This is a genomic window from Tatumella sp. JGM94 (assembly GCF_018257595.1).
GTDB classification, from domain to species: Bacteria; Pseudomonadota; Gammaproteobacteria; order Enterobacterales; family Enterobacteriaceae; genus Tatumella; species Tatumella punctata.
Genome location: NZ_JAERJN010000014.1, coordinates 43,817 through 57,163, shown reverse-complemented (window position 1 = coordinate 57,163; position 13,347 = coordinate 43,817). Strand labels below are relative to the sequence as shown.

Sequence of the window (13,347 nt, the reverse complement as noted above, 5' to 3'; positions counted from 1 at the left end):
AGACAAATGTCAGTCATATTTCGCTGGATCAGCGGCGGGTTAATTCTGGTCGCGCTTTGCCTGCCCGCCAGTGCGGAAAGGATACGTGACCTGACCTCAGTGCAGGGTGTGCGGGCGAACCAGCTGATTGGTTACGGGCTGGCCGTCGGACTGGATGGCACAGGGGACCAGACCACGCAGACGCCGTTTACCACCCAGACCATGAGCAATATGTTGTCACAGCTGGGGATCACTGTGCCCGGCGGAACCAATATTCAGCTAAAAAATGTCGCGGCGGTAATGGTGACCGCGACCCTGCCGCCTTTTGCCCGCCAGGGGAAAACCATTGATGTGGTGGTTTCGTCAATGGGGAATGCCAAAAGCCTGCGGGGCGGGACCTTATTACTGACCCCCCTGAAAGGCGCTGACAATCAGGTGTATGCCCTGGCCCAGGGGAATATTCTGGTTGGCGGCGCGGGGGCCCAGGCCGGGGGCAGCAGTGTACAGGTCAATCAGCTGAACGGCGGGCGCATCAGTGGCGGGGGGATTGTCGAACGTGAGTTACCGGATGATTTTGGTACCCGCAATCAGCTGGTATTGCAGCTTAATCAGCAGGACTTTACCACCGCTCAGCGTATTGCCGATGCGATTAACCGCTTTACGGGTTACCCGGCCGCCGCACCTCAGGACAGCAGCTCGGTCCGGATAAAAGTTTCCCCGTCCCAGACATCACAGGTACAGCTGCTGGCGGCGATCCAGAATCTGGATGTGACCGTGCCTGTCGAAGATGCGCGGGTAATTATTAATTCGCGTACCGGTTCGGTAGTGATGAACCGTGAGGTTGAACTGAGTACCTGTGCAGTGGCTCAGGGGAGTTTGTCGGTCACTATTAATCAACAGCAACAGGTCAGTCAGCCAAATACGCCACTGACTGGCGGACAAACGGTGGTTACTAACCAGACACAGATTGATATGCGGCAACAGGGGGGGGCACTACAGCATGTACAGGCCAGTGCCAGCCTGAACAGTGTGATCCACGCACTGAACACCCTCGGGGCGAGGCCCACCGAACTGATGTCGATACTGCAGGCGATGCAGTCTGCCGGTTGTTTACGGGCACGGCTGGAGATTATCTGATGCGGGTCAGGGATCCTCTGAACGAACTGGCCTATGACAGCAATGCGCTGGATAAGCTAAAACGTGCCGCCGCCGCCCACCCCCGCCAGCAGGCGATGGCAGTTGCCCGCCAGGTGGAAAGTCTGTTTATGCAACTGATGCTGAAAAGCATGCGTGAGGCTTTACCAAAAGATCCGTTATTTGGCAGTGAACAGAGCCGGTTATTTACGTCTTTATACGATCAGCAAATCGCCCAAATGGCGGGAAACCGTGGTCTGGGCATGGCTGAACTTATCGCACAACAAATACAGCCAGCACCTGCGGTGGATCAGCGGGCGGGAACGGTCCCTATGCCTCTGGGGAGCGAACGGGTGGCTGCGCTGCTCCGGGGGACGGCACTCCGGCAGCAGGCAGGTCAGGCACTTGCCGTATTGCCTGCACCTTCGGCATCGATGGGGGCGTTTTTACAACGCTTATCACAGCCTGCCAGTCAGGTGAGCCTGCGCAGCGGTATACCGCATCATCTGATTCTTGCCCAGGCGGCTCTGGAAACCGGCTGGGGACGGCGAGAGATACTGCGCAGTAACGGGCTGCCGAGTTTTAATCTGTTCGGTATTAAAGCGGGGGCTGACTGGGGCGGTGAAACGACGCCGGTGGTGACCACCGAATACCAGCAGGGACGTGCCGAAAGGCGCACTGATAACTTCAGGGTATATCACTCTTACCGGGAAGCCCTGGAAGACTATGCACGGTTACTGACGGAAAACCCGCGTTATCGCCAGGTCACGGCCGCGCCTTCGGCAGAATCAGGCGCACAGGCTTTACAGACAGCGGGTTATGCCACAGACCCGGCTTATGCCGCGAAACTGATTACCGTAATCCGTCAGTTGAAAGAGATTGCTGATAAAACAGCCGCTCACGATCTGAGTCATTTATTTTAAATCATCGTCAAGTTCCCCGCCGGATAACCGATAACTCAGACAGATACTCACAGATAAGGCCGGTTAACGGCCTGAGATGAAACCAGCTTGCGGAGAGAAATATGTCAGCTCTGATTAATTCAGCCATGAGCGGACTGAGTGCTGCTCAGTCTGCGCTCAATATAACCAGTGTCAATATCAGTAACTACACGGTACCCGGCTATAACCGGCAACAGGTGTTACTGGCGCAGGCAAACAGTACGCTGAGTGGTAATGGCTGGTATGGGAATGGTGTCAGGGTGGATGGTGTGCAACGACAATATGATGAGCTGGTCAGCCAGCAGTTACGTCAGGCCAGTGCGCAAAACAGTGCGGCTAACAGCCAGTTTACTCAGATCTCCGGGATCGATAATTTAATGACGATGGATGGTAACGATCTGTCTGACTCATTTCAGGCTTTTTTTAAAAACGTCCAGAATGTTATCGACAGTGCCGAAGATCCTGCGGCACGCCAGGCAATGTTCAGCGGTGCACAGTCACTGGCCGGACAACTGAGAACCCTGCAACAATATCTGGATAATCTGCAATCGGCGACCAATAACCAGATCAGTGATTCGATCAGTGCCATTAACAATGATGCCCGCCAGATTGCGGCACTGAATAAACAAATTGGCCGCCTTTCTGCCAGCGGAGAAGCACCGAATAATTTACTTGATCAGCGCGATCAACTGGTCAGTGATCTGAATAATATCACTGCGGTAAATGTATCAATGCAGGACGGCAATATGGTGGTCTCGCTGCCGAACGGACTGAGCCTGGTGAATGGTGATCAGTCCACGGAGATGAAAGCCATAGCTTCGGCCGCCGATCCTACACTGCGGGTGCCGGGATATACGGATAAAATGGCGGGAGATGTTGAACTGCCGGATAAACTTTTTACCGGCGGGTCGCTGGCCGGGCTGCTGAAATTTCGCAGTGAAGACCTGGAAACAGTTAAGAACCGGTTAGGACAGATCAGTGTCACCTTTGCCAGCCGAATGAATCAGGTACAGCATCAGGGATTCGATAGTGAAGGTAATGAAGGCGGTGACTTTTTTTCCGTCGGTTCACCGGTGGTATTCAGTAACAGTAAAAATACGTCACAGGCGACACTCAGCGCCAGCTATTCGGACACTACTGCGCTGCAGGCCTCCGATTATCGTGTCGCTTATTCGCGGGGACAATGGACCGTCACCCGGTTGTCGGACAACCAGGTCATAACGCCGAAAGTCAGCACTGACAACGGGACGCAGCATCTGTCATTCGACGGGCTGGATGTTGCGGTCAGCGGCTCTCCGGCAGAAAAAGACAGTTTTTTGCTCAAACCGGTCAGTGAAGCGACCCATGACTTTGCGGTGGCTATTGATGACGGTTCGCAGATAGCGGCAGCCTCAGAGCCCGGAGGGGCCAGTGATAACCGGAATGCCAGTGCCATGCTGGCACTGCAGGATGAACAAATGGTCGGAGGCAGAGAAACGCTGACCCGGGCGTACGCATCGATGGTCAGCTATGTGGGCAATAAAACCGGCAGCCTGCAGAGCAGCTGTACAACCCGGCAGCTGGTGGTTGATCAACTGACTCAGCGACAGCAGTCGGTTTCCGGGGTCAATCTTGATGAAGAATACGCCATGCTGACCCAGTACCAGCAATACTACATTGCTAATACCAAAGTACTGCAAACGGCCGATACCTTATTTAATTCATTAATGAGTATTACTAACTGATAGCGAATTCAGCGGCGGGGGAGACAGAATATGAGGCTGAGTACCGGTTTAATTTTTTCTCAACAAATTAATGGGATCAGTAATGCTCAGAACCGCTGGCTGGCCAGCGGAATGCGGGTATCCAGCGGAAAACGGGTCACAAGACCGTCTGACGATCCGATTGCAGCAGCACAGGCTGTTAATCTGTCCCAGACACAGAATAAAGATGCCCAGTACGGTCTGGCCCAGTCATTTGCCAGCCAGTCTCTGACGTATGAAGATAATATCCTCGGCAGTGTCAGCAGCAGCATTCAGTCGGCTCTGACTCAGGTGGTGTACGGGTCAACCGGCACCCTGAATGATGATGACCGCGCATCAATTGCCACCCAGTTACAGGGGATTCGTGACCAACTGGTGAATCTGGCGAACAGCCAGGACAGTAACGGGCGTTATATTTTTGCCGGATATAAAACCGGGCAGCCTCCGTTTATCAGTGGCAGTAACGGGGTGCTGTATCAGGGGGGAGAACAGGCAATCAGCCAGCAGGTCAGTGGTCAGCGCACAATGACAATCGCCCATACGGGGGACAGTGTATTTATGTCTCTGACAGATAATGCGACACCGGAACCAGACGGTTCGGCCAGTGAAACCAGTGTGTTCGCTATGCTGGATTCAGCGATCAGTGCACTGAAAGTCCCGCAAAAAGGGGCGGATGACAGCACCATGCAGCAGTTCTCTGACAGTATGGAAAAAGCCAATCGCGGGTTAAATAATGCTCTGAATAATGTCCTGAAGGTACGTTCAGAAACCGGCACAGAACTGGCAGAACTGGATACCCTCAATAACCAGGGACAGGACCGGCAGGTAATACTGAGTGACCAGATGAGCCAGTTAACTGATGCTGATATTACCCGTTCGATTTCTGATTATGTGATGCAGGAAACGGCACTACAGGCCAGTTATAAAGTGTTCAGTGAAATGTCGCAGCTTTCTCTGTTCCGGATGAACAGTTAATCAGCGTCGTGCGGGTATAAAAAAACCTGACCAGAAACGGTCAGGTTTTTTTATGGAGTCTGGTATTGCGGACTATTTCTCCGGGCAATTTATTGCCCGGAAGCAAATGTCAGCTCACAGTTCTGAGGTTTTAGTCACCGGTGCGGTGGCCTGGTGAGTGGCTGTGTGTCCTCCGGCCGCACCTTTACCTGCAAAGACGTAAACATTACGTACCCAGTCACTGTGTCTCACAGGCTCAGAAACCCACTCCGGTGCCGGTGCCCGGGTCATGGGCGCGGTTGCATGGAAGCGCTGGTACGCGGAAGCGGTAGTCACGTTCTCTGCACTGTCTTTAGCCGGGGGTACTGATTCCGTGTCAGACAGAGTGTCTGTTGCAGCCTCAGTTTCCGCGACCGCAGCAACCGGCGCTTCGGCGATGATTTCAGCCGGTGCAACAGCTTCACTGCCCGCAGTCTCTTCTGCAGCGTTGACCGGTTCGGCTGGCTGTGCTTCTGCAACCGTGTCGGTGGTGTCAGCTACTGCTTCTGCAACCGCTTCGGTGGTGTCAGCCACGGTAGTTTGTGGCTCTGCGACAACTGGGGTGTCTGTCGCTACCGGCCCGGCGATAGCCTGCTGAACATGGGTACTCAGAGCGTTTTCGGCCAGCAGTGTATTTTCCGGCTGAGACGGGACTTCCGCAACCGGGGGAACTTCCCGGTGCTCAGCTGGTTCAGCTACAGTCTGTGGCTGCTGTTCGTGGAACTCAGGTTGCTGATATCCGTCTTCCGCACGGGTGACCGGCGCAGGGTAACGGACCCATACTTTACCGGAAGCCATCTCCGGCGAAGCAGCTGCGGTTTCCAGAGGCATCGAGGACTGCTGCGGATAACGTTCGTCACGATAACGACGACGACGCTGTCCGCTAACCCGCAGGTGGCGAGGTGAACGGCGTGAACGGCGCGGGATATTACCGTTACTGTCACGGTTATCCTGATATTCTTCACGGGTTGTTTCACTGACCACCGCTTCATCACGGGCCACCGGAGCTTCTGTAATCGCAGGTTCAGCAGTGATCTGCTCAGCCACAGCCTCTTCACCATAGCGGATTTTTTGTGTCAGAGTCCGCTGTTTACGGCGCACACTGGTGCGGGTCTGTTCTTCTTCTGCTGCAACACTACTGGCTGGTGCTTCCTGTAGCGCGACAGGTTGTTCAGCAACAGTTTCTTCCTGTTGCTGACGACGCTCCTCCTGACGGCGACGCTGACGCTCAGCCCGTTGTTCGCGGCGTTGCTGTTCACGTTGCTGACGGGCTTCCTCGGTCAGAGGCGTATGCTGACGTGTTGCCCGGGTCTCTTCACGGTTTTCCGCACCGGCAGAATTACGGCGATTATTGCGACGATTTTCCTGTGCATTACCATTTTCGGTATTACGCTCGTTACGCTCGTTACGGTCATTACGCTCGTTGCGGTCATTACGCTCGTTGCGGCCATTACGCTCGTTGCGGTCATTACGCTCATTGCGGTCATTACGCTCATTGCGGTCATTACGCTCATTGCGGTCATTACGCTCATTGCGGTCATTACGCTCGTTGCGGTCATTACGCTCGTTACGGTCATTACGCTCGTTGCGGTCATTACGCTCGTTACGGTCATTACGCTCGTTGCGGTTATTACGCTCGTTACGATTATTCCGGCGGTTATTGGAACGTTCATTACGGTTACCCGCCGTCCCGTTTTCCCGTGAACGGGCTGGTGCTTCGGTCTTTTCTGCGGTCTCAGTAACAGCCTGCTGGCTGTTGCTGCCGAACAGATTCTTAATACCGCTGACTAAACGGCTAAAGAAGCAGTTGCCTTTGGCGGCCGGGGCTGTCGCGTCCGCCGGAGTGACAGAAACTGCAGTGGCAGTGGCTTCACTGGTCGCTGGCGGTGCTTCAGCAATCGCAAATGCTGCCAGTGCCGGCTGTTCCGGACGGCGGCGTTCTGCCGGTTCTTCGTCAGAAATCGTCGCCATTTCAATCTCATGCATCTTCGGCAGATGATAGCTGAGTGTCTTGGTTTCTTCGCCTTTGCGCACACGTAATACCGAGTAGTGTGGTGTCTCCATACGATCATCAGGAACGATGATGGCACGCACGCCGCCCTGGCGTGTTTCGATGGCGTTGACGGCTTCACGTTTCTCGTTCAGAAGGTACGAGGCAATCTGCACCGGAACAATGGCATGTACTTCTTTGGTATTTTCTTTCAGCGCTTCTTCTTCAATCAGACGCAGAATCGATAGCGACAGTGATTCATTATCACGGATTGTGCCTGTGCCGCTGCAACGCGGGCAGACATGATGGCTTGACTCGCCAAGGGAAGGGCTGAGGCGCTGACGGGACATTTCCAACAGGCCAAACCGTGAAATATGGCTGATTTGTATCCGCGCACGGTCCTGACGGACGGCTTCACGCAGACGGTTTTCCACCGCACGCTGGTGACGTACCGGAGTCATATCGATAAAGTCGATAACAATCAGGCCACCGAGGTCACGCAGACGTAACTGGCGGGCTATCTCATCGGCCGCTTCCAGGTTGGTATTAAAGGCTGTTTCTTCGATATCACCGCCACGGGTGGCCCGTGCGGAGTTAATATCAATGGCTGTCAGGGCTTCGGTGCTGTCAATAACAATCGAGCCGCCGGATGGCAAACGCACTTCACGCTGGAAGGCAGACTCAATCTGTGACTCAATCTGATAATGGCTGAACAGCGGGATTTCACCGGTGTACAGTTTAATCTTACTGGTAAAGTCAGGGCGTCCCAGGGCAGCAATATGCTGGCGGGCCAGTTCCAGAACTTTCGGGTTATCAATCAGAATTTCGCCAATGTCCTGACGCAGGTAATCGCGGAAAGCGCGGACAATCACATTACTTTCCTGATGGATCAGGAAAGGGGCAGGGCGGTTTTCAGCCGCTTTGCGGATAGCTTCCCAGTGTTTCAGGCGAAAGCTAAGATCCCATTGTAAAGCTTCGGCAGATTTACCTACCCCGGCGGTACGGACAATCAGCCCCATACCTTCCGGTAACTGCAGGGAAGAGAGTGCTTCTTTCAGCTCTGTGCGGTCATCCCCTTCGATGCGGCGTGAAATACCGCCTGCCCGAGGGTTGTTTGGCATTAATACCAGATAGCTGCCGGCCAGGCTGATAAACGTGGTCAGTGCTGCACCTTTATTTCCGCGCTCTTCTTTATCTATCTGTACGATAACTTCCTGACCTTCACGTAATACCTCTTTGATATTAGGGCGGCCATGCATGGAATAATTAGCAGGGAAGTATTCGCGGGAGATTTCTTTCAGAGGGAGGAAACCGTGTCTTTCGGCACCGTAATCAACAAAAGCAGCTTCGAGGCTTGGTTCAATACGGGTGATTTTACCTTTATAAATATTTGCTTTTTTCTGTTCATGACCGGGACTTTCAATATCCAAATCATACAGACGCTGTCCATCTACAAGGGCGACGCGCAACTCTTCCTGCTGAGTTGCGTTAATTAACATTCTTTTCATTTATAGGTACTCGTCATTTTTTCATAAGTGACTCAGCTGCGGGCATCATTGCCCTGGACGACGATTAACCGATGGCTCCGTGGCTTATTGCAATCACGTCAGCCTCACGGCTGTCGATCGCTAAAGGAGCGCAAAAAATGTCGGAGGTGAGATTTCAAAACGAAACCGCGACCAGATGAGGAGAAACCCACTATAAAGGCAGTGATATGAACACCCCACTACGTCCAGGCTACAACCCGCAGCCCGCTATGTGCCTGATATAACATTACGTCTTATGCCATTGCTGCGTGTCTGTTTAATCCGGCAAAAATTCTTGTTACACGATCTTGTCCCGGGCGTTCCCGGCAAAGATACCCGAGCATTATTCCATTGCTCGCCTTAATATAGCAAGGTGACTTTCACTGCTACGATCACTTTATTTGTTATTTATTTGATCTTCCGGATGACCACCACCAGAGATTGTTTAAAAAGACTGCGCTTTGCTGGCTTCGCCACCAGTAAGAGGCAGGGGAAATGACAAATAGGTGGCACCGGGTGATAACTCTCTATTACAATCAGCGCCATGAAAAATGAGAATCCCGGCGTACAGTTTGTCGCCATCACGGCGGAAAACGCCGGACAACGTATTGATAACTTTTTGCGCACCTTCCTGAAAGGTGTGCCGAAGAGCATGATTTACCGTATTTTGCGTAAGGGCGAGGTGCGGGTAAATAAGAAACGCATTAAACCCGAATATAAACTGCTGGACGGCGATGAAATCCGTGTCCCGCCGGTGCGTGTTTCTGAACGTGAAGTGGCAGAAGTTTCACCGAAACTGGACAAAGTGGCTGAACTGGAACGGGCGGTTATCTATGAAGATGATGCCATCCTGGTGCTTAACAAGCCTTCCGGTACCGCGGTGCATGGTGGCAGCGGCCTGAGCTTTGGTGTTATTGAGGGGCTGAGAGCATTACGACCTGAAGCCCGCTTTCTCGAACTGGTACACCGTCTGGACAGGGATACTTCGGGAGTCTTGCTGGTTGCCAAAAAGCGGTCTGCTCTGCGCTCACTGCATGAACAGTTACGTGAAAAAGGGATGCAGAAAGACTATCTGGCTCTGGTCCGGGGCCAGTGGCCATCGCACGTTAAATCAGTCAAAGCACCATTACTGAAAAATATTTTACAAAGCGGTGAGCGGGTAGTGCGGGTCAGTGCCGAGGGTAAGCCATCAGAAACCCGCTTCAAAGTTGAAGAACGCTATGCCTTTGCCAGCCTGGTCAAAGCCAGTCCTGTCACGGGCCGCACCCATCAGATACGTGTGCACACCCTGCATGCCGACCATCCGATTGCTTTTGATGACCGTTATGGTGACAGGGCGTTTGATCAGCAACTGACCGGCAGCGGACTGGACCGGTTATTTCTGCATGCTGCGGCGATCACCTTTACCCATCCCGGCACCGGAGAAACGCTGCGTCTGGAGGCACCGATGGATGAGAAACTGCGTCGTTGCCTGACCCGTCTTCGTCAGCAAAAAAGCTGATCCTGGCGGCTGACAGAAACAGCGCCGGGGGGGAGTGCCGCAGTGACTCCCCCCTTTATCCGCGACTGGCCGGTGATTCAGTCGTCGATCAGCGGGTCAGCACCGGCTTCCCGCAGGAAATCACACAGAGCAATTAACGGCAGACCAACCAGTGTATTCGGGTCACGGCCCTGCAATGATTCAAACAGCGTAATGCCCAGCCCCTCAGATTTAAAACTGCCGGCGCAATTGAGAGGCCGCTCTTTTTCCAGGTATGCGTTGATTTCCTGGTCCGATAAGTGACGAAAGCTGACGTCGAACGTTTCGCAGCAGGACCAGAATTTCTGACGGCGGGCACAGTACAGCGCCAGACCGGTATAAAACACCACCCGGTTGCCACTGGCCGCACGTAACTGCTGTCGCGCGCGCGCCATCGTATGAGGCTTACCTGTTAAGCAGTTGTTCAGTACACATACCTGATCCGAACCGATAATTAAGCTGTGCGGGTACTGTCCGGCCAGTGCCAGTGCTTTCTGTTTTGCCAGTCTGACCACCAGTTGCGCCGCGGTTTCGGCGGGCAGGGCCGATTCATCAATTTCCGGGGCAACCGCATCGAAGGGCAGCTTCAGTCTGGAAAGCAGTGACTGGCGAAACGGAGAAGATGATGCCAGTAGTAAATGTTGTTTCATATTTTTTTCATAATCTATAGCGAATTGAACGCAGTCATTTTAAACTATCCCCCGCTACAGATGCGAATATTGGGTGAAAGATGCCGTAATCCGGCCTTTTTCTTTGACTCTCTGAGATTACAAAGTTAATATGCGCGCCCTATGCAAAAGGTAAAATTACCCCTGACACTGGATCTGCTTCGTTCTGCCCAGAAACGCCTTGATTATCATGGTGTGTATACTCCTGAGCTTACAGAACGGATTGCGGCCTCAGTTGTGAGTGTGGACAGTGATGTAGAATGTGAAATGTCGTTTGCAATTGACAGTCAGCGCCTTGCGGTGCTGAAGGGGACGGCCAGTGTTCAGGTCACCCTGCGCTGTCAGCGTTGCAATCAGCCTTTCCCGCATGCTGTACACGTAAGCTATATCTTCAGTCCTGTGCGTAATGACGAGCAGGCGGAGGCGCTACCGGAAGGTTACGAGCCAGTTGAAGTCGATGAGTATGGCGAAGTTGATTTGCTTGCAGTAATTGAGGATGAAATTATCCTCGCGTTACCTGTCGTTCCGGTGCATGATTCTGAACACTGTGAAGTGTCCGACGCGGATATGGTGTTTGGTGAACTGCCTGCAGAGGCCGAGAAACCAAACCCGTTTGCCGTATTAGCCAGTTTAAAGCGTAAGTAATAGGAGTAAGGTCCATGGCCGTACAACAGAATAAACCCACCCGTTCTAAGCGTGGTATGCGCCGTTCTCACGATGCGCTGACCACGACCACCCTGTCAGTAGATAAAGTTTCTGGTGAAACTCATCTGCGTCACCACATGACTGCCGACGGTTACTACCGTGGTCGTAAGGTCATTACTAAGTAATTTCTTGCTGCGACGCAAGGCGTTACTTTGACACGTTTGACCCTGGCAGTTGATGCTATGGGCGGGGATTTCGGTCCCTCCGTGACGGTGCCTGCTGCATTGCAGGCACTGGCCTCACATTCGCAACTTGAACTTCTTTTAGTCGGCTATCCCGACGAAATTCAGCCATTACTAGCCAGAGCGGACTCCTCATTATATAAGCGGGTAACCATTATTCCTGCTGAGTCAGTTATTGCCAGTGATGCAGTGCCTTCCGGGGCGATTCGTCATAGCCAGGGTTCTTCGATGCGGATTGCCCTCGAACTGTTAAAAGAAGGCCGCGCATCGGCCTGCGTGAGCGCCGGTAATACCGGTGTGCTGATGGGGCTGGCGACATTATTGTTACGACCGCTGGACGGTATTAAACGTCCGGCACTGGTTTCAGCGGTACCCCATATTCATCGCGGGCATACTTTGTTACTTGATTTAGGTGCAAATGCCAGCGCTGACACTACAATGTTAGTGCAGTTTGCGTTAATGGGTGCGGTGATGGCGGAAGAAGTGCTGGGAATATCCGCCCCCCGTGTTGCTTTACTCAACATTGGTCAGGAAGCCTGTAAAGGCCCGGAACATGTTCGTGATGCTGCAAAAATATTGCAATCCACTGAACAGATAAATTACACGGGGTTCCTTGAAGGCAGTGACTTACTGACCGGTAAGACAGATGTATTAGTCTGTGATGGCTTCGCAGGAAATGTCTCATTAAAAACCATGGAAGGCGTTATAAACACATTTCTGAACCTGATGACAGGGCCGGAAAAGACAATGAAGCGATCATGGTGGCGTCACCTGGTTGTTCGCAGTATGAAAGGACGTCTGATGAAGCGTTTTGGCGAAATCGACCCCGATCAGTATAACGGTGCATCCCTGCTGGGATTGCCGGGAATTGTCATTAAGAGTCATGGTGCCGCAAGTGAGCGAGCCTTCGCAGTTGCCATCGAACACGCGATTCAGGCGGTAGTCCGTAATATCCCTGAAAAAATTTCGGTTCGGCTTGATACAGTACTAGCCAGGAGTGACATAGCCTAGATGTTTAGCAAAATAATTGGTACCGGCAGCTATCTGCCTGAACAGATCCGCAGTAATGCCGATCTGGAAAAAATGGTAGACACCTCCGACGAGTGGATTGTCACCCGGACAGGCATTCATCAGCGTCGTATTGCGGCAGCGGATGAAACAGTTGCCACCATGGGATTCACTGCGGCGAAAAATGCACTGGAGATGGCAGGTATTGCGGCGACAGACATCGGTCTGATTATTGTCGCAACGACGTCTTCCTCACATGCGTTCCCAAGCTCAGCCTGTATGATCCAGCAACAGCTGGGTATTAAAGACTGTGCTGCATTTGATCTGGCTGCGGCTTGTGCGGGGTTTACCTACGCACTGAGCGTTGCTGATCAATATGTTAAAAGTGGAGCGGTCAGACATGCGCTGGTGATCGGGTCTGATACCCTGTCTCGCACCCTTGATCCGGAAGACCGCGGCACACTGATTTTATTCGGTGACGGCGCGGGGGCAGTGGTTATCGGACAAAGCGAGCAACCGGGGATTATTTCTACCCATCTGCATGCCGACGGAAGTTATGGACAGTTGCTGAGCCTGCCTTACCAGGATCGTGCTCATCAGGAAAGTGCAGCTTATCTCACCATGGCCGGTAACGAAGTTTTTAAAGTGGCAGTGACTGAACTGGCCCATATTGTTGATGAAACGCTGACGGCGAATAATATTGACCGTCAGGAACTTGACTGGCTGGTGCCACATCAGGCGAATTTACGGATCATCAATGCCACCGCCAGAAAGCTGGGGATGGGTATGGATAAAGTGGTTGTTACGCTGGATCGTCACGGAAATACCTCAGCGGCATCAGTACCGACAGCCCTGGATGAAGCAGTACGTGATGGCCGTATTCAGCCAGGACACTTAGTGCTGCTGGAAGCTTTTGGTGGTGGTTTCACCTGGGGTTCGGCGTTAGTTCGTTTTTGATTG

The 13,347-nt window shown here is 52.9% G+C and carries 11 protein-coding genes; 9 read left to right on the top strand and 2 right to left on the bottom strand.

The genetic code is table 11. The annotated features are described in order from the left end of the window. Window positions 1-6 precede the first annotated feature (6 nt). From JK216_RS11505 to flgL, 4 genes are all read left to right on the top strand, one after another. Complete coding sequence (locus tag JK216_RS11505; RefSeq protein ID WP_249213102.1) at window positions 7-1,116, top strand: flagellar basal body P-ring protein FlgI; 1,110 nt, start codon at window positions 7-9, stop codon at window positions 1,114-1,116. Then, window positions 1,116-2,036: a flagellar assembly peptidoglycan hydrolase FlgJ gene (flgJ, locus tag JK216_RS11500; protein ID WP_212708721.1), complete on the top strand. Its 921-nt coding sequence runs from the start codon at window positions 1,116-1,118 to the stop codon at window positions 2,034-2,036. Before JK216_RS11505 ends, flgJ begins: the two co-directional genes overlap by 1 nt. 101 nt (window positions 2,037-2,137) lie before the next feature. Beyond that, entirely contained in the window at window positions 2,138-3,778 is a 1,641-nt protein-coding gene (gene flgK / locus JK216_RS11495; RefSeq protein WP_212711648.1) for a flagellar hook-associated protein FlgK, read from the top strand. Window positions 3,779-3,808: 30 nt separating this feature from the next. Beyond that, window positions 3,809-4,771 (top strand): flagellar hook-associated protein FlgL, encoded by a 963-nt coding sequence (gene flgL, locus JK216_RS11490; RefSeq protein ID WP_212708723.1) that lies wholly within the window; start codon window positions 3,809-3,811, stop codon window positions 4,769-4,771. Window positions 4,772-4,885: 114 nt separating this feature from the next. Here the strand turns inward: flgL and rne are convergent, their stop codons facing one another. Further along, window positions 4,886-8,287, bottom strand: a complete 3,402-nt coding sequence (gene rne / locus JK216_RS11485) for a ribonuclease E (RefSeq protein ID WP_212715381.1) — start codon at window positions 8,285-8,287, stop codon at window positions 4,886-4,888. A gap of 562 nt (window positions 8,288-8,849) precedes the next feature. Here rne and rluC point away from each other — a divergent pair. Next, the gene (gene rluC / locus JK216_RS11480; protein ID WP_212711646.1) at window positions 8,850-9,806 is read left to right on the top strand and encodes a 23S rRNA pseudouridine(955/2504/2580) synthase RluC; all 957 of its coding nucleotides are present in this window, start codon (window positions 8,850-8,852) and stop codon (window positions 9,804-9,806) included. A gap of 77 nt (window positions 9,807-9,883) precedes the next feature. On the opposite strand, the gene JK216_RS11475 is transcribed toward rluC, so the two are convergent. Beyond that, window positions 9,884-10,474, bottom strand: coding sequence for a nucleoside triphosphate pyrophosphatase (locus JK216_RS11475; protein ID WP_212711645.1), 591 nt, complete (start codon window positions 10,472-10,474; stop codon window positions 9,884-9,886). A 141-nt stretch (window positions 10,475-10,615) separates the two neighbouring features. Here JK216_RS11475 and yceD point away from each other — a divergent pair, with 141 nt between their 5' ends. Genes yceD through JK216_RS11455 form a run of 4 tightly spaced genes read left to right on the top strand, consistent with a single transcriptional unit; the run spans window position 10,616 to window position 13,344 of the window. Further along, window positions 10,616-11,137, top strand: coding sequence for a 23S rRNA accumulation protein YceD (gene yceD / locus JK216_RS11470; protein ID WP_212708727.1), 522 nt, complete (start codon window positions 10,616-10,618; stop codon window positions 11,135-11,137). Window positions 11,138-11,151: 14 nt separating this feature from the next. After that, window positions 11,152-11,322 carry a 50S ribosomal protein L32 gene (rpmF, locus tag JK216_RS11465; RefSeq protein WP_025901766.1) on the top strand — a complete coding sequence of 57 codons (171 nt, stop codon included), beginning with the start codon at window positions 11,152-11,154 and terminating at the stop codon, window positions 11,320-11,322. Window positions 11,323-11,349: 27 nt separating this feature from the next. Then, window positions 11,350-12,390 (top strand): phosphate acyltransferase PlsX, encoded by a 1,041-nt coding sequence (gene plsX / locus JK216_RS11460; protein WP_212708728.1) that lies wholly within the window; start codon window positions 11,350-11,352, stop codon window positions 12,388-12,390. Then, window positions 12,391-13,344 carry a beta-ketoacyl-ACP synthase III gene (locus tag JK216_RS11455; RefSeq protein ID WP_212708729.1) on the top strand — a complete coding sequence of 318 codons (954 nt, stop codon included), beginning with the start codon at window positions 12,391-12,393 and terminating at the stop codon, window positions 13,342-13,344. Window positions 13,345-13,347 lie beyond the last annotated feature (3 nt).

What these genes read in the sequence shown, in the direction of transcription:
- JK216_RS11455 (WP_212708729.1), top strand. Translation starts at nt 12,391, where the DNA reads ATGTTTAGCAAAATAATTGGTACCGGCAGCTATCTGCCTGAACAGATC.
- flgJ (WP_212708721.1), top strand. Translation starts at nt 1,116, where the DNA reads ATGCGGGTCAGGGATCCTCTGAACGAACTGGCCTATGACAGCAATGCG.
- rne (WP_212715381.1), bottom strand. Translation starts at nt 8,287, where the DNA reads ATGAAAAGAATGTTAATTAACGCAACTCAGCAGGAAGAGTTGCGCGTC.
- JK216_RS11505 (WP_249213102.1), top strand. Translation starts at nt 7, where the DNA reads ATGTCAGTCATATTTCGCTGGATCAGCGGCGGGTTAATTCTGGTCGCG.
- flgL (WP_212708723.1), top strand. Translation starts at nt 3,809, where the DNA reads ATGAGGCTGAGTACCGGTTTAATTTTTTCTCAACAAATTAATGGGATC.
- JK216_RS11475 (WP_212711645.1), bottom strand. Translation starts at nt 10,474, where the DNA reads ATGAAACAACATTTACTACTGGCATCATCTTCTCCGTTTCGCCAGTCA.
- yceD (WP_212708727.1), top strand. Translation starts at nt 10,616, where the DNA reads ATGCAAAAGGTAAAATTACCCCTGACACTGGATCTGCTTCGTTCTGCC.
- flgK (WP_212711648.1), top strand. Translation starts at nt 2,138, where the DNA reads ATGTCAGCTCTGATTAATTCAGCCATGAGCGGACTGAGTGCTGCTCAG.
- rluC (WP_212711646.1), top strand. Translation starts at nt 8,850, where the DNA reads ATGAAAAATGAGAATCCCGGCGTACAGTTTGTCGCCATCACGGCGGAA.
- rpmF (WP_025901766.1), top strand. Translation starts at nt 11,152, where the DNA reads ATGGCCGTACAACAGAATAAACCCACCCGTTCTAAGCGTGGTATGCGC.